The sequence below is a fragment of the Zwartia panacis genome, assembly GCF_030410395.1.
GTDB lineage: Bacteria > Pseudomonadota > Gammaproteobacteria > Burkholderiales > Burkholderiaceae_B > Zwartia > Zwartia panacis.
Map to the genome: position 1 here is coordinate 75566 of NZ_JAUHHF010000004.1, position 15996 is coordinate 91561.

At 50.2% G+C, this 15996-nt stretch carries 15 protein-coding genes; 3 read left to right on the top strand and 12 right to left on the bottom strand.

Annotation, left to right across the window (positions count from 1 at the left end):
• Positions 1-148 precede the first annotated feature (148 nt).
• The 8 genes from rseP to rpsB all read right to left on the bottom strand — a co-directional run bounded on the left by rseP (position 149) and on the right by rpsB (position 7502).
• The gene (gene rseP, locus QWY30_RS07400) at positions 149-1516 is read right to left on the bottom strand and encodes an RIP metalloprotease RseP (RefSeq protein ID WP_290239701.1); all 1368 of its coding nucleotides are present in this window, start codon (positions 1514-1516) and stop codon (positions 149-151) included.
• Positions 1517-1591: 75 nt separating this feature from the next.
• Positions 1592-2788: a 1-deoxy-D-xylulose-5-phosphate reductoisomerase gene (locus QWY30_RS07405; RefSeq protein ID WP_435433375.1), complete on the bottom strand. Its 1197-nt coding sequence runs from the start codon at positions 2786-2788 to the stop codon at positions 1592-1594.
• Positions 2785-3687: a phosphatidate cytidylyltransferase gene (locus QWY30_RS07410; protein WP_290239703.1), complete on the bottom strand. Its 903-nt coding sequence runs from the start codon at positions 3685-3687 to the stop codon at positions 2785-2787. Before QWY30_RS07410 ends, QWY30_RS07405 begins: the two co-directional genes overlap by 4 nt.
• Positions 3632-4396: a polyprenyl diphosphate synthase gene (gene uppS / locus QWY30_RS07415; RefSeq protein WP_290239705.1), complete on the bottom strand. Its 765-nt coding sequence runs from the start codon at positions 4394-4396 to the stop codon at positions 3632-3634. Before uppS ends, QWY30_RS07410 begins: the two co-directional genes overlap by 56 nt.
• Positions 4397-4408: 12 nt before the next feature.
• A complete protein-coding gene (gene frr / locus QWY30_RS07420) occupies positions 4409-4969 on the bottom strand; it encodes a ribosome recycling factor (RefSeq protein ID WP_290239707.1) in 561 nt (186 codons plus the stop codon).
• Between the two features lie 10 nt (positions 4970-4979).
• Complete coding sequence (pyrH, locus tag QWY30_RS07425) at positions 4980-5696, bottom strand: UMP kinase (RefSeq protein ID WP_290239709.1); 717 nt, start codon at positions 5694-5696, stop codon at positions 4980-4982.
• Positions 5697-5787: 91 nt separating this feature from the next.
• The gene (gene tsf, locus QWY30_RS07430) at positions 5788-6666 is read right to left on the bottom strand and encodes a translation elongation factor Ts (RefSeq protein WP_290239711.1); all 879 of its coding nucleotides are present in this window, start codon (positions 6664-6666) and stop codon (positions 5788-5790) included.
• An 89-nt stretch (positions 6667-6755) separates the two neighbouring features.
• Entirely contained in the window at positions 6756-7502 is a 747-nt protein-coding gene (gene rpsB, locus QWY30_RS07435) for a 30S ribosomal protein S2 (protein ID WP_290239714.1), read from the bottom strand.
• Between the two features lie 206 nt (positions 7503-7708).
• Here rpsB and map point away from each other — a divergent pair, with 206 nt between their 5' ends.
• The 3 genes from map to QWY30_RS07450 are packed head-to-tail and all read left to right on the top strand — an operon-like array spanning position 7709 to position 11635.
• Positions 7709-8509, top strand: coding sequence for a type I methionyl aminopeptidase (gene map, locus QWY30_RS07440; RefSeq protein ID WP_290239716.1), 801 nt, complete (start codon positions 7709-7711; stop codon positions 8507-8509).
• Between the two features lie 47 nt (positions 8510-8556).
• The gene (locus QWY30_RS07445; protein ID WP_290239717.1) at positions 8557-11166 is read left to right on the top strand and encodes a [protein-PII] uridylyltransferase; all 2610 of its coding nucleotides are present in this window, start codon (positions 8557-8559) and stop codon (positions 11164-11166) included.
• A complete protein-coding gene (locus QWY30_RS07450) occupies positions 11156-11635 on the top strand; it encodes a disulfide bond formation protein B (protein WP_290239719.1) in 480 nt (159 codons plus the stop codon). Before QWY30_RS07445 ends, QWY30_RS07450 begins: the two co-directional genes overlap by 11 nt.
• Here the strand turns inward: QWY30_RS07450 and purF are convergent.
• The 4 genes from purF to folC all read right to left on the bottom strand — a co-directional run bounded on the left by purF (position 11632) and on the right by folC (position 15892).
• Positions 11632-13146 (bottom strand): amidophosphoribosyltransferase, encoded by a 1515-nt coding sequence (gene purF / locus QWY30_RS07455; protein WP_290239721.1) that lies wholly within the window; start codon positions 13144-13146, stop codon positions 11632-11634. The genes QWY30_RS07450 and purF overlap by 4 nt on opposite strands.
• Before the next feature lie 43 nt (positions 13147-13189).
• The gene (locus QWY30_RS07460) at positions 13190-13678 is read right to left on the bottom strand and encodes a CvpA family protein (protein WP_290239723.1); all 489 of its coding nucleotides are present in this window, start codon (positions 13676-13678) and stop codon (positions 13190-13192) included.
• Positions 13675-14508 carry an SPOR domain-containing protein gene (locus tag QWY30_RS07465; RefSeq protein WP_290239724.1) on the bottom strand — a complete coding sequence of 278 codons (834 nt, stop codon included), beginning with the start codon at positions 14506-14508 and terminating at the stop codon, positions 13675-13677. The genes QWY30_RS07460 and QWY30_RS07465 overlap by 4 nt, the downstream gene beginning before the upstream one ends.
• A gap of 76 nt (positions 14509-14584) precedes the next feature.
• The gene (folC, locus tag QWY30_RS07470; RefSeq protein ID WP_290239726.1) at positions 14585-15892 is read right to left on the bottom strand and encodes a bifunctional tetrahydrofolate synthase/dihydrofolate synthase; all 1308 of its coding nucleotides are present in this window, start codon (positions 15890-15892) and stop codon (positions 14585-14587) included.
• Positions 15893-15996: the final 104 nt, after the last annotated feature.

The following is a 15996-nucleotide window of genomic DNA, read 5'->3' on the forward strand; positions in this document are numbered from 1 at the left end:
CATAATCCAAGCGTTAAAAAACGCAGGGTTTTGTCGAACAGAAATGGCAATCGAGCGAGCATTCCGGGTGATCCTTAAATATCTTATGTGTCAGTCAATCGATCGCTGGGTGTGTACAGCGATTGGTGGATTTTAAGTCAGAACTGGCCTAGTTAAAAACCCGAATTAAATCATTAAAAAGTGCCAAGATCATCAAGCTGGCAAGTACGCTTAAGCCGGCTCTCTGCCCCCACTCCATCACACGCTCTGAAACGGGTTTTCCGCGTACCATCTCAATGAGATAGTACAGTAGATGGCCACCGTCGAGCATTGGAATCGGCAGCAAATTCAAGATCCCAAGGCTCACGCTGACCAATGCCAAAAAGGCAATGTAAGCAGCCCAGCCAATTTTGGCCGATTGCCCAGCATAGTCAGCGATTGTGACAGGACCGCTAATGTTTTTAAGCGACACATCCCCAGTCAGCATGCGCCCCATCATCTTTAGGGAGAACCACGCGGTATCAAAGGTTTTGACGACCCCGTTCATCAGACTGTCAATCGGACCATAACGAACATCCACCATGGGAACGTCAGAACCGAGCTGGATTCCCGCACGCCCGACTGTTTGACCGTTTTCAAGAGCGTGCGCACTCGGTATTAACGAAAACTTAATGATCTGCCCGTTTCTGTCAATCTCAAGGGAGACGGGTTGTCCGGCGTTTTTTTGTATCGTTTGGATTAAGGTTCCAATATCTGGACGTCTGAGATCGTTAATCTGAATAATCTGATCCTGTGCAAGAAGACCTGCACGTTGCGCCACACTCCCCTCAACCACAGAACGGACAATTGGCGGTCCACTTGCCAGGCCAAGGCCAATATCTCGCATAGGGTCTGATTGGGAGGGATCACTGATGGAAGGAAGCTGCAGGATGCGGTTCAATCTCGAACCGCCTTGTTCGATCGTGATCTCAGCTTCTCCACCGTCTGCGACTAATTGAAGAAGGTTCCAGCGTAGTTGAGGCCATGAGGCAATGGGAGTCTGGTTGATCGCCACGACCCGATCCCCACCTTGCAAACCAGCCATTGCCGCGGGTGAATGAGCGGTTGGAGGGGCCAAGATGGCTTCGGGCTCTTTGGTGCCTACAAAGTTGATCAGTGCGTACAACAAGACAGCGAGTATCAAGTTAAACACCGGGCCTGCCGCAACAATTGCAAACCTTCGGGAAACAGGTTGGGATTGAAAACTCGTGCCTCTTGGGTCGGGGGTGTCGTTGCTTGATTGAGCGACCGTCGAGGTTGTTGCGTTAGGTTTTAGATCGTCTTGGTCGAGCATTTTGACGTAACCGCCAAGAGGAATAGCAGAAAGCGCCCATTCCGTGCCGTTCTTATCGACCCTCTTGATTAAGACACGGCCGAAACCGACAGAAAAACGCAAGACGCGCACGCCACACCACCGTGCGACCCAATAATGGCCAAGCTCGTGAAAGGTGATGAGCACGCCTAGTGTGACAAAAAAGGAAATGAGGGTTGTCAGCATTTTTCCAGCCAGAAGACGTTAACTACTTTGAATCAACCATTAAGTTAATACAGTTTTTGATTGATCATGTGAAAACTAAGCTCTCAAGAAGGGCTTAGTATGCTGACGTGTCAAAGCGTCGAGTGCCATCACATCATCGAGAGAATTCAACGCGCTTTCAGGAACTCCGGCCTGCCAGTCCAGCGCGGCATCGATGACCAAGGCAATCTCAGTGTAAGCCAGGGCGCCTGATAAAAAGCCCGCAACGGCAATTTCATTCGCAGCGTTCAATGCAATACATGCCCCCTGCCCGCTTCGCAACGCATCGAAGGAAAGCTTCAGGCATGGAAACTGTTTGAGGTCAGGTTCCTCGAAATCCAGTCTGCCCGCCAGGGCGAGGTCCAACATTCCGACTCCGGATGCAATCCGATCTGGAAAGCCGAGGCCGTATGCGATGGGCGTGCGCATATCTGGTTGACCGAGCTGGGCCAGCACAGAGCCGTCTTCGTATTCCACCATGGAGTGGACGACACTCTGAGGATGGATGACTACGTTAATGCGTTCTGGTGGCATCGCAAACAACCAGTGTGCTTCGATGACTTCGAGACCTTTGTTGAGCATCGTGGCGGAATCAACGGATATTTTTCTGCCCATGCTCCAGTTAGGATGGGCGCATGCTTGCTCTGGGGTGACTTGATGCAGCTCATCCCACCGTTTCGTTCTAAAAGGACCGCCAGAAGCCGTCAGAATTAATCGGCGCACACCGGCGGTGGGACCGGTTGGAGCACTTGCTCTGCCGTCATGAGGCAAACATTGAAAAATAGCGTTGTGTTCGCTGTCAATCGGTAAAAGTTCAGCGCCACTTTGACGAATGGCCGCCATGAACAAAGATCCTGCAGCAACAAGAGCTTCTTTGTTTGCAAGTAACACGCGCTTGCCGGCTTGGGCGGCTGCAAGTGCGGACGGTAAGCCCGCCGCACCGACAATCGCGGCCATCACTACATCTGTTTCTGGATCAGCAGCTGTATCTGAAAGCGCCTGTGCGCCAACTCGAATCTCTGGTGCAGGCGCGTGACTGATCCAATGGGATTTGAAGGTGTCACGGGCTTGAGTGTCAGGTACAACGACGACCTTTGCACCGGTCATGAGAGCCTGATCGGCGAGCTGTTTCATCCGTGAGTGCGCGGACAACGCATACACGGTGAAGCGCTCGGGATGGCGCTGAACGACATCAATCGTATTCAGTCCAATTGAGCCTGTCGAGCCCAGAATCGTCACGCGTGATTGTTTCAAAATATCCAGCCTCCGGTCAGCAAATAAGCCAACGGGACGACTGCCACAACCGCGTCGATGCGATCGTAAACGCCGCCATGACCAGGCAAAAGATGGCTGGAGTCCTTAATCCCCGCTCGACGTTTCAGCAGAGATTCAAATAAATCTCCTGCAATGGAAAAAATCGCCAATAAGACGGCAAGCGCGATGGTGCCGAACCAGCCCCACTGAGCCATCAGCGCATCACCATAGGTTCCTTTCCATTGGGCAGATATCATTAACCACACGACAACCCCCACAATACCTGCGAGTGCACCTTCACGTGTTTTACCCGGGCTGATGGAGGGTGCAAGTTTGGTGCGACCAAACGCTCGACCAAAAAAATAAGCTGCAATATCCGCTATCCAAATAATGACTAGCAAGGAAAGCACATACAAGACACCTTGCTCAAGGAACAGCAAAGCAAGAACGCCCCAGGTTGCAAACAAGGTGACAAGCGCGAAAGCACTCCATGCTATTGGGGCTTGTGGTGCGCTCACCTGAGCACGCCTGAGTGCTGTACTGACTGCAGTTAAACTCATCAGCACGCTTGAGATCACGCAGACCTGGACAGCATACGTGTCAGATAACCCGGCGATGAGCCACAGGTAAGCTTGCAAAAGCGTCAGAACACAAAGCAGTATTCCAAAAACGATGGGCCAGCGAGAAGACAGCCCTAAGGTCAGGCGAGTCCATTCCCAACCTGCGACGCCGCAAGTGATCGCTAAAAAAATTAAGAATGGCCAGACAGACTCAACCCAAAGCACACCAGCCAATACCGCAAACATCACCAAGGCTGTCAGAATGCGTTGTTTGAGCATGGTGTTAATTGGAAGCTGCCGCTTGAAGTTGAGCGCTGGTACGGCCAAACCTTCTTTCACGATTGCGATACCACTCGAAGGCTTTTTTGAGTTCGTCCGAATTAAAGTCAGGCCAGTAGCAATCTGTAAAAAATAGTTCTGTATAAGCCAGTTGCCAAATTAAGAAATTAGAAATGCGTTGCTCTCCACCTGTGCGAATAAACAAATCAGGCTCTGGCGCCCACGCCATGGAGAGGTGTTCTGTCAGTGCCGGCTCGTTAATCTGCTCAGTGTTTTGCGCAAGCTCAGGAGACGCTTGCAACATTCTTCTCATTGCTTGAAGAATATCCCAGCGTCCACCATAGTTCGCAGCAATCGTCAGATGAAGTTGATCGTTGTGCGCGGTTTTTGATTGCGCTTGCTCGATGAGTTCTTGAAGTCTGGGTTCAAAGGCTGACAAATCACCCACCACACGAAGTCGAACCCCCTTTTCCTGCAAACGTAAAACTTCTTTTTCTAGAACCTGAACAAAAAGTCGCATTAGTAGCGAAACTTCGTCAGCGGGTCGGCGCCAATTTTCAGAACTGAATGCAAAAAGTGTCAGATAACGCACACCAAGTTTGCCGCAGGTTTCAACCGCCGAACGTACGGACTGCACACCACGCGCATGCCCTGCAGTACGGGGCAAAAGTCGTTTTGCAGCCCAACGACCGTTGCCATCCATGATGATGGCAACGTGTTGAGGAACCGTCGAAGTGACGGGTATATCGAGCGTTGAGCTGATAGCCATATGAATGACGGATCAAACCGTCATGATCTCTGCTTCTTTTTGCACGATCAGCTTGTCGATTTCCACAACGCAGCGATCCGTCAGTTTTTGAACAACATCCTGAGCGCGTCGCTCATCATCTTCAGAGATTTCTTTTTCTTTCACAAGCTTTTTGAACGCTTCATTTGCATCACGACGCAGGTTACGGATCGCTATTTTTGCATCCTCACCTTCAGATTTAACGACTTTATTCAGTTCGCGGCGGCGTTCCTCTGTCAGCGCTGGCATGGGGACACGAATGCTGTCGCCCATTCCGACAGGATTCAGACCCAAATCCGAATCACGAATGGCCTTTTCTACCGCGGCTCCCATGTTTTTTTCCCAGACTGAAACGCTTAATGTACGCGCGTCCATCAATGTGACGTTCGCAACTTGACTGATCGGCACAGGAGAACCGTAATATTCGACTTGAACATGATCCAAAATGCCGGTGTGCGCACGACCTGTACGAATTTTCGCGAGGTTCGCCTTAAGCGTTTCAAGTGATTTACCCATTCGGGTTTCGGCAGATTTTTGAATGTCCGCGATACTCATTTCGTTTCCTTTAAACGTGAACGAGGGTGCCCTCGTCCTCACCACTGACGGCGCGTTTTAACGCACCAGACTTGTTAATCGAAAACACTTTGATGGGAAGTTTTTGGTCACGGCACAAAGCAAAAGCCGTCGCATCCATGATTTCCAGGCGTTTGACGATCACTTCATCAAAACTGATGCGTGTGTAGCGTGTCGCGGCAGGATCTTTATTTGGATCTGCGCTGTAGATTCCATCGACCTTGGTTGCTTTCAAAACAACTTCAGCACCAATTTCAGCGCCACGCAGTGCGGCAGCGGTGTCGGTGGTGAAGAATGGGTTGCCTGTGCCCGCAGCAAAAATGACAACCTTGCCTTCTTCGAGGTAGCGTAAAGCTTTGGGGCGAATATAGGGCTCAACAACTTGTTCAATGTTCAGAGCGGACTGCACTCTTGCATCGACGCCACGGTGTTTGAGTGCATCCTGAAGCGCAAGCGCATTCATGACAGTTGCCATCATGCCCATGTAGTCGGCAGTGGCTCGATCCATGCCTTGCGCGCCGGGCGCAACGCCGCGGAAAATGTTACCCCCGCCAATCACGATGGCGAGCTGCACACCCATTGCCGCGACCTCGGCAACTTCGTCAGTCATGCGCATGATTGTGGCACGATTGATGCCAAAGGCATCGTCACCCATCAATGCTTCGCCAGACAGTTTGAGGAGAACTCGTTTATGCATTCTGCTGGTCATATGGGCCTTCAATCCGGAGTGTTAAACACAAACAAAAGTGTAAACGAAAGCCGGGCGGCCAATGATGCGCCGCCCGGCTTTAGGAACAAAGTTATGCGTTACCGGCTGCAGCTGCAGCCACTTCGGCAGCAAAGTCACTGGTTTTCTTTTCGATGCCTTCACCTACCACGAATAGGGAAAACCCTGTAATCGAGGCGGATTTTTCTTTTAGCATTTGAGCAACCGATTGCTTGTCGTTTTTGACAAAAGGTTGGGACAGTAAAGCGACCTCTTTGAGGTATTTCTGTACGGCACCTTCAACCATTTTCTCAACGATCTCAGCAGGCTTGCCAGACTCAGCGGCTTTTTGACGAGCAACCGAGCGTTCTGTTTCTTTGTCAGCTTCAGAAACGCCAGTTTCATCCACGGCGCGAGGCTTGGTGGCAGCAATGTGCATGGCCAGATCTTTACCCACTTCGTCCGGACCGGAAAACTCGACTAGAACACCAATTTTGCCGCTGTGGACGTAGCTTGCGAGTTTATTGGGTGTGTCGTAACGTTGGAAACGACGGATCGAAATGTTTTCACCAATTTTGCCAATCAAAGCGGTGCGAACGCTGTCAACCGTGCCATCACCCATGGATAAGGCAGACAATGCGGCGACATCAGCAACATTTTCAGATGCAACAAGTTTGGCCAAATTAGCAACAAACGCTACAAAATCATCATTTTTAGCGACGAAATCAGTTTCACAATTGACTTCGATGACAGCGCCCTTTTTTGCATCGGGAGAAATGTAAAGACCAATCAGCCCCTCAGCAGTGACGCGGCTTGCAGCTTTGCTGGCCTTGCTGCCCAGTTTAACGCGCAGGATTTCTTCTGCGCGGGCCATGTCACCTGCGGCCTCTGTCAGTGCTTTTTTGCACTCCATCATGGGTGCGTCAGTTTTTTCGCGCAACTCTTTGACCATTGCGGCGGTAATGTCAGCCATGTTTGCTCCAGTATCAATGAAAGCACCCTGAACCATTCGGTCAGGGTGTGAGAGTCATGCGCTCAAATCAAATTGAGCGCTTTGAGTGTTTAGGCTTTTGCCTGGTCTACTTCAACGAACTCTTCGCCTTGTGTCAGCTCTTGGACTAAGCCATTCACGTTGTCACCGCGACCAGCAATGACTGCGTCCGCCACACCAGAGGCGTACAAAGCGATCGCTTTTGCGGAGTCATCATTACCAGGAATGATGTAATCGATACCGTCAGGAGAGTGGTTGGTATCGACCACGGCAACGACTGGAATGCCCAACGCGTTTGCTTCAGCAACTGCAATTTTGTGATAACCGACGTCAATCATGAAAATCGCATCTGGCAAACCGTTCATGTCCTTGATACCGCCAATCGACTTGTTGAGCTTGTCGAGTTCGCGCTGGAACATGAGGCCTTCTTTTTTGGTCATGCGCTCTGTTGCACCTTCGGCGATCATGATTTCCATGTCTTTCAAGCGCTTGATTGAGCTTTTAACTGTTTTGAAGTTGGTCAGCATGCCACCCAGCCAACGGCTGTCAACAAAGGGCATTCCTGCGCGAGCAGCTTCTGCAGCGACCAACTCGCGAGCGGCGCGTTTTGTACCGACAAACAGAACGGTACCGCCTTTGGCAGCAACCTGGCGTAAGAACTTTGTTGCATCCTGATAGTTTGCGACAGTCTTTTCGAGGTTGATGATGTGAATTTTGTTGCGATGGCCAAAAATGTAAGGTGCCATCTTGGGGTTCCAGTAACGGGTCTGGTGACCAAAGTGCACGCCCGCTTCCAGCATTTCACGCATTAAAGACATAATAAGAAAACTCCAAGGGTTGGGTCTAGCGCCATATCTGCACCTGAAATCATCAGGCACCCTGGTGACATGACACGCGATTTAGGTTTTGCCTGCATGAACAAGCAATTCCAAGAAAACCAATGTTCAGAAGAGGTATTTAAACCGCTCAAAAAATTGGTAAGCCTATAATTCTACTATCTTTCACTATATTTACTCAAGTCACTATGCCTCTAGTCACTCATCCCGAAGATCTGGCCAAAATGCGGGCGGCATGTCGCGATGCGGCAAAAGTCCTTGATTTTATTGCGCCTTTCGTCAAACCTGGGGTCACGACAGGCGAGCTTGACAAGTTATGTCTGAAGTTTCTCACCGAAGAGTTGAAGGTTAAATCCGCCACGGTGGGTTATGCCCCACCCGGTTACCCACCTTTTCCTGGCGCAATTTGTACTTCCGTGAACCATCAGGTTTGTCATGGGATCCCTGGAGACAAGGTATTAAAAAACGGCGATGTTTTAAATATCGATGTCACGATCATCAAGGATGGCTGGTTCGGCGATACGAGTCGTATGTACGCGGTGGGCGAAACGTCCATCTTAGCCAAGAGGCTGACTGAGGTGACTTATGAATGCATGTGGCTTGGCATTGCCCAGGTCAAACCAGGAAATACGCTTGGTGATATTGGCGCTGCGATTCAAAAATACGCGGAACAGCAAGGTTTTTCAGTCGTTCGCGAGTTTTGCGGTCACGGCATCGGCCAAAAATTTCATCAAGATCCTCAGGTTTTGCATTATGGAAAACCTGGCACAGGAGATAAACTCGAACCCGGTTTGATTTTTACAATTGAACCAATGATCAATGCGGGCAAGCGTGAAATTAGACAGCTGGCAGATGGTTGGACAGTTGTCACACGCGACCATAGTCTGTCAGCGCAATGGGAGCACACCGTGCTGGTGACCGAGACTGGTTTTGAGGTGCTCACGCAATCTCCCGGGATGCCTCCTGCACCATCATTTATCAATCTGTAAGTTCCCGGATGTAAATATTCAATCTATCGCATCAAACTGGTGGCAAGATGACTAAACCAATCGCAATTAAAGATACCTTAAGCGATAAAGTCGGTGCCATCCGTTTCAGTCTCAAGACTTCCAGAGATGAGGCCTTTGAAAAATATCGTGCCAAGCCTCTAGCAGACACACTACTTACATCGCTCAGACGGGCTGCCGATCAGGCCCTACGTCAGTTGCTTGAGGTGTATCCATTGCCCAAAGGGGCTGCCCTGGCCGCTGTAGGTGGTTTTGGTCGAGGTGAGTTATACCCATTTTCTGATGTCGATCTGTTGATTTTGTTGCCTGCTGATCCGTGTCCCGCTGCTGAGGCTACGCTCAGTGGCCTGGTCGCCGCGATGTGGGATGTCGGACTTGAGCCGGGTTGCAGCGTCCGAACCATTGAACAGTGTCTGACCGAGGCTCGCGCTGACATTACGATTGAAACGTCCTTGCTTGAACTTCGCTGGATCGCTGGGAGTCGTTCTTTGACACAGCGTTTTATGAGTCTGATGAAGGAGCAGTTGGACCCTCGCAGCTTCTTTCAGGCTAAACGCAGTGAAATGCAGCAGCGTCATGCTCGTTTTCAAGAAACACCCTACTCTCTTGAACCAAATTGCAAAGAGTCGCCAGGAGGCTTGAGGGATTTACAAGTTATCTTGTGGATGGCCAGAGCTGCGGGTTTTGGACAAACCTGGAAACAAATCGCGCAGTCGGGTTTGTTGACCCGCTCAGAGGCACGTGACCTTGGCAGGGCTGAACAGGCGTTTAAACGCCTGAGAATCGAGTTACATCTGCTGGTCAATCGTCGCGAGGATCGCTTACTTTTTGATTTACAGCACGGTCTGTCACAGGCCTACCAAATCAAAGCAACCGCCACGCGACGTGCGAGCGAAATTTTGATGCAGCGTTATTACTGGGCGGCTCGCCTGGTGACGCAACTGAACACTTTGCTTGTTCAAGCAATCGGAGAGCACTTATTTCCATTGTCGATGACCGATGCTCGGCCATTGGATGAACATTATATTGCCCACCATAATCGCCTGGACATTGTGGATGAGCAACTCTTTGAAAAGAATCCTTCGGAACTGTTGCGCATATTTTTGGTCATGCAGCAACATCCCGAGCTGACTGAGCTCTCGGCGCGCGCCTTGCGATCCATATGGCATGCTCGACATCAGATCGATGCGTCATTCAGAGCCGATCCTGTTAATCGTCATTTGTTTATCGAGATCCTCAAACAAAATCAGGGCATTGTTCACGCACTCCGACGCATGACGATGCTCAATATCTTGCCGCGTTACTTGCCTGCTTTCCGACGCGTGGTTGGTCAGATGCAGCATGATTTATTTCATGTCTATACAGTCGATCAGCACACTCTTGCTGTTTTACGCAACATTCGACGTTTCACAATGGTGGAACATGCTCAGGAGTACCCCTTAGCGACGCGACTGATGGCGGGTTTCGATCGTCATTGGCTTCTTTATGTTGCCGCCTTGTTTCACGATATCGCCAAGGGGCGCGGCGGCGATCACTCAACGCTAGGTGCCGAAGAGGTCAGGAAGTTCGCACGCACGCATGACCTCAAAGAAGATGAAACGGACTTGGTCGTATTCTTAGTCAAACACCACTTAATGATGTCGCAAGTGGCGCAAAAAAAGGATCTTTCCGATCCTAACGTGATTCAGGAGTTTGCTTCTTTAGTTCGCACGCCTAGAAATCTGACCGCACTCTATCTATTGACTGTCGCGGATATACGAGGCACGAGTCCTAAAGTATGGAATGCATGGAAAGGAAAGCTTCTCGAAGATTTGTTTAATCTCACACTGGCAGCCTTGGGTGGCTCCTCCGGGGACGCCAATACTGTTTTGCGACACCGCATGGATGAAGCGGCTGGTTTGACTCGTCTCGCGGGTTTACGTGACGATGCGCGTGAAGCATTTTGGGCGCAGTTGGATGTTGCATACTTTTTAAGGCATGATGCTCCAGAAATTGCCTGGCATACTCGACATCTATATTATTGCTTCGGCACTGAGGAAACAGTCATTAAAGCTCGTCCAACAGAAGGCGCGGAGGGTCTTCAAGTTCTTGTATACACCAAGCACGTCAAAAACTTATTCGCCAGATTATGTGGCTATTTTGGAAGTCGCGGTTTGAATATTCAGGATGCTCGCATTCACACCACGAGAGGTGGGTATGCGCTTGACAGCTTTATTGTGTTGCCAACAAATGGTTTGAATGATTTACGCTCAGATGCTGCTTTAATCGAGCACGAACTCACCACTCAATTAGATAAATTGAATCTCGCCGATTTGAAACGTCAAATCGGCATACGTACTTCCAGACTTTCAAAAGCTTTTCCTTTCCCGCCTTCTGTCGAAATTAAACCTGGCGAGATGAATGAAACCTGGGTCATTGATATCACAGCCACAGATCGGGCGGGACTACTAAGTGATTTAGCTCAAGTTTTTGTCGACTTTAATCTCGTGATTCAAACTGCAAAAGTCATGACTTTGGGCGATCGCGTTGAAGATGTCTTTGTCATCACAGGAGAAGCATTGTCTCAGCCTCGAGTTCAACGGCAATTTGAGCGTGCACTGCTTGATACCCTTTCCCTGGAGCAACTTCGTGCCGCGTGAAATTCTCATTCTGCGTTTAAGTGCCTTGCTGTGTTTTGGCTCAGTTGGTGTTGCGTTGATTTCTCAATATGTCTATGACATGCAACCTTGTGCATGGTGCGTTTTTCAACGTTTGTTATTTCTTCTGATTGGGAGCCTGATCTTATTGCTCACTTTTGGTCCGCAATCAAAAATACGCCAGGCTTTGGCAGCTGCAATCGCTTTGGCTGGCTCGATCGCTGGAGTTGCCTCAGCGTGGTATCAGGAAAAAGTTGCTTCTAATACATTTTCCTGCGCGCAAACTCTCGCAGACCAAATCATGACTCGGACAGGGCTTGATGCGGCGGTGCCATGGTTATTTGGTATTTATGCGAGCTGCATGGATGCGCGCGTCAAGCTGCTGGGGATTGAGTATGCTTGGTGGAGCTTGGCGATGTTTTGCCTAGTCGGGACACTCAGCATCATCGCCTTGCAAAAACTGACGCGTTAATTGTCCTCAGCGGCGAATCCCATATTAAATAAAAGACCATTGGATTCGTCCTGGGCACCGCTTCGGTTACGACCCACGCGCTCTAGATATTCCGGAGTGATGTCACCTGTAATGTACTCTCCGGTAAAACAGGAGTTGTCGAATCGAGTCAAAGAAGGATTCAGGTCGGATACTGAGCGTTGCATTGAGTCTATGTCTTGGTATACGAGTGCATCGGCACCAATGATGTTGGCGATCTCGTCTTCATTTCGTCCGGTTGCAATCAATTCTTTTTGAGTAGGCATATCAATGCCATAAACGTTTTGATAGCGAACTGGTGGCGCAGCTGATGCCATGTAGACCTTGTTGGCACCAGCAGCACGCGCCATTTCTACAATTTCCCTGCTTGTCGTGCCACGCACGATGGAATCATCTACTAGCAAAACATTTTTGCCTTTAAATTCCATACCGATCGTATTGAGTTTTTGTCGGACTGACTTTTTACGAACCGCTTGACCGGGCATAATAAAAGTTCGGCCAACGTAGCGGTTTTTGATGAGTCCTTCTCGATAGTTGAGACCGAGCCTGTCTGCAAGTTGCATAGCCGCTGGACGAGATGAATCGGGAATTGGCATCACTACATCGATATCGCCTAGTCTTAGAGTCTTGGCGAGCTTGTCCGCGAGATACTCGCCCATTTTTAAGCGGGATCCATAAAGCGAAACACCATCGAGTATGGAATCGGGGCGAGCGAAATAGACATATTCAAAAATACAAGGTGCATGAATCGCACCAGGTGCGCACTGTTCACTACTGAGCTTTCCATCCAAAGTAATAAATATGGCCTCTCCTGGCGCAATATCTCTGACGAACTGAAATCCAGTGCCCTCAAGCGCGACAGACTCCGAGGCGACCATCCACTCTGTCCCCTGCCCAGCCTCGGACTGACCCAAACACAATGGACGAATGCCGTTTGGGTCTCGGAAGGCGATCAGGCCGTAACCGGCGATCTGTGCGACAACCGCATAAGCTCCCTTGACGCGCTGATGAACGGCTTTGATGGCCCGGAATATTGCACCCTCATCCAGAGAAACACCATTGGCAGACCGTTGTAATTCATGCGCCAATACGTTTAGCAACACTTCGGAGTCAGAGTTGGTATTGATATGCCTTTGGTCGACTCTGAAAAGAGACTCTCGCAGCTCGTGCCAGTTGGTCAGATTGCCGTTATGAGCAAAGGTGATGCCAAAAGGTGCGTTGACGTAAAAAGGCTGTGCTTCCTCTACACTTTCCGAGGAGCCCGCGGTCGGGTAGCGGACTTGTCCGATACCCGATGTCCCAGGAAGTGATCGCATGTTCCTGGTGCGAAAAACGTCACGCACCAAGCCGTGGGCTTTGTACATATTGAACTGATTGCCATTTGAGGTTGCGATACCAGCCGCATCTTGGCCTCTATGCTGGAGCAATAGCAACGCATCATAGATCAGCTGATTGACAGGTCCGCGCCCAACGACTCCAACAATTCCGCACATGAAATATCCTGATTACGGTTAAACCGAAATGAAAAATTAAATTTTAATAAGGTAGCCAGTCATTGACAGGAGGTGGCAGCCTGAGTTTAATTTGCTGCACCGCACCAACAACCTGTTTTGAAAACATGGCATTCTTCCACCATGGTTCTTCAGGTAGGGGTGTGTAGCCCGCCAGAATGACTAACACCAACACAAACAAAATGCCCCGCAACAGACCAAACATCGCCCCTAAACCATGATCGGCTGGAGTAAGCCCTGTCTTACTTAACATGGCGGATAAAGTCATATTGATCAGTCCAATCGACATAAGCACTGCAATGAATACGCCCAGATAGGCCAGCGCCATGCTGACAAATGGCTGAGTAATCCATTGAGCAAACCAATCAGAAACTGTGGGTCCCCACCATATTGTAGCTAAAAAGGCAGACGCATAGGCCACTAACGACAAGACTTCTTTAAGAAGTCCACGAAGCAGTCCTAATACGACCGAGATCGCCAGGATCGCTAGGAGAACAAAGTCGAAACCAGTCACTGTGTAGTGATAAATGCACCGCCATAACCTTGCGTACGCAGACGAGTCTGTGCGGCTTGTGCGGCTTCACGGGACTGAAAGGGCCCCACCCTAACACGATATTTTGGACGGCCATTGACATCGACTGGACCATCTACAAACGCATTGTTGAGACCGGCAGAAATCAGAACGTTACGTTGTTTTTGAGCATCCGCGGCTGAATCTAGAGACATCGCCTGAACAACAAAATTACCTCTTACAGGCGCTTTAGGACTTGGGGCGCTGGCAACAGGTGATCTGCCTTCAAGGAGTGCGAGTGCGCGCGCAGCATCATCTTTTCGTTGCTGAGCCGCGGGAGGTGTCGTGGATGGAGTGGGTGGCGTCGCGGGTTTGGCGGCGGTAGTTTTCGCGCTCTCGGTTGGAGCAACGCCAGGTTTTAATGCGCTATCAGGTTTCGCTGATATTGAACCTGCGGCACTTGTCGCAGATGAATCGGTCGAGCCGGCCGCGCCAGTCTGGTTGGTCGTTGCATTCGCAGTAACCTGACCAGTTGTGGCGGTAGTATTTGAGGCTGCAGCAGCGCTGGTATCAGGCTCACTCAGGTTGGGCTGGAAAGGCGTCTGACGATCAGGGATGCGAATGGGAATATTGCTGGCAACAGGAGCCGGCTCTGAGTCCAGTAACATTGGAATCACGACAACCGCTGCAAGTATTAGTGCGACGGCACCAGCCAGACGTCTTCTGGCTTTGATACGCAACTCGGCCGCTTGAGCTTCGCTCGTAACAGAGGGGCGCGGCTTACCTGTGGGCTTGCGCGTAGGGGCACTATCTTTTCTGGAAAACAGTCCCATTTAAAACATCCTGACCGGAAAATCTAACTGACTAAACATGCGCTCTAAGCGTCCAATCATGAGATGAAAAAGAATGTTACGACTCATCTTTCATGCTCAGTGCCTCGGCGACCGTCAAAAACGATCCAAACACTACGATTCTATCATCCAGGTTGCTTTTACTGCGTGCCGCTTTGAAAGCTTCTTTGACGCTGTCAAAAGCTGAAACTTGAACCTCTTTTGGGGCTTTAGAATCAGATTCAGCCAAAACTTGAAGGACCTTGGACTGAACCTCGGCGCTTGAGAGGCCCCGGGGGCCAGGTAAAGCTGCGCAAAACCAGTGATCAATTCGGGGCGCCATATGGCGTACGACGGATTGAATATCCTTGTCAGACAACATGCTAAAAACAGCATATGTATAGGGATGAAACCCCATATTGCCTAGATTTTTCTCTAAAACGGCGGCTGCATGTGGGTTGTGCGCCACGTCCATGATGATGGTGGGCTGTCCGGGAAGAATTTGAAATCTGCCAGGCAAGGAAGCCTGTAGCAACCCCTGCCGAACGGCTTGCTGTGGAACGGCCAGTTTATTTCTCACCGACTCGAGCGCAGCCAAGGCAGCTGATGCATTTAATAACTGGTTTGCTCCCCGCAAAGCCGGGTATGCCAACGCGTTTCGACGTTGCTCTCGACCACCAAACGCCCATTGTTGACGATCGCCGGAATAATTGAAGTCACGACCAAACAGCCATAAGTCCGCCCCGATTATTTGCGCATAATCCAATAATGACTGTGGTGGGGATGGGTCACTGACGATGGCGGGCCGTCCGGAACGGAAGATATGGGCCTTTTCGAAGCCGATTTTTTCACGCGTGTCGCCCAACCAGTCCACGTGGTCAATATCCACGCTTGTGATGATGGCACAGTCAGCATCGACGATATTCACTGCATCCAGTCGGCCACCTAAACCGACTTCAAGCACCATTGCATCCAGGTTTTCGCCTGCGAATAGACGCAACACTGCAAGCGTGGTGAATTCGAAGTAAGTCAGCGATACACCCTTGCGGGCGGCTTCGACTGCTTCGAACTGGCTGATCAAGTCAGCATCACTGACAATGTCTCCATTGACACGGGCGCGTTCGTTGAATTTGACAAGGTGGGGGGACGTATAAAGCCCAACACGATAACCAGCAGCCAGCAACATGGACTCCAGCATCGCGCAAGTCGAGCCTTTACCATTTGTGCCGCCGACAACGAATTTAATCGCCCCGGAGTCAAGATCAAGCCGGCCTGCGACCTCGCGCACCCGCTCGAGACCCATGTCAATCGCACTTGGATGCAGAGATTCGAGGTACTGAAGCCAGGCTTCAAGCGAGGAGCCAATGGGAGGATGCGCGATCGCCATAGTATGGAATCAAAAGGAGCTGCGAAGGTTGGATTTTAACAGTCTGTACATTCAAGATTGTCCTGACATCGTCAGTGTGTAAAATCGATTGTCGGAAAGGAAAT

Bases quoted from the DNA above. Each gene is read 5' to 3' on its own strand.
- rseP (WP_290239701.1), bottom strand. From the start codon at position 1,516: ATGCTGACAACCCTCATTTCCTTTTTTGTCACACTAGGCGTGCTCATC.
- uppS (WP_290239705.1), bottom strand. From the start codon at position 4,396: ATGGCTATCAGCTCAACGCTCGATATACCCGTCACTTCGACGGTTCCT.
- frr (WP_290239707.1), bottom strand. From the start codon at position 4,969: ATGAGTATCGCGGACATTCAAAAATCTGCCGAAACCCGAATGGGTAAA.
- pyrH (WP_290239709.1), bottom strand. From the start codon at position 5,696: ATGACCAGCAGAATGCATAAACGAGTTCTCCTCAAACTGTCTGGCGAA.
- tsf (WP_290239711.1), bottom strand. From the start codon at position 6,666: ATGGCTGACATTACCGCCGCAATGGTCAAAGAGTTGCGCGAAAAAACT.
- rpsB (WP_290239714.1), bottom strand. From the start codon at position 7,502: ATGTCTTTAATGCGTGAAATGCTGGAAGCGGGCGTGCACTTTGGTCAC.
- map (WP_290239716.1), top strand. From the start codon at position 7,709: ATGCCTCTAGTCACTCATCCCGAAGATCTGGCCAAAATGCGGGCGGCA.
- QWY30_RS07445 (WP_290239717.1), top strand. From the start codon at position 8,557: ATGACTAAACCAATCGCAATTAAAGATACCTTAAGCGATAAAGTCGGT.
- purF (WP_290239721.1), bottom strand. From the start codon at position 13,146: ATGTGCGGAATTGTTGGAGTCGTTGGGCGCGGACCTGTCAATCAGCTG.
- QWY30_RS07465 (WP_290239724.1), bottom strand. From the start codon at position 14,508: ATGGGACTGTTTTCCAGAAAAGATAGTGCCCCTACGCGCAAGCCCACA.
- folC (WP_290239726.1), bottom strand. From the start codon at position 15,892: ATGGCGATCGCGCATCCTCCCATTGGCTCCTCGCTTGAAGCCTGGCTT.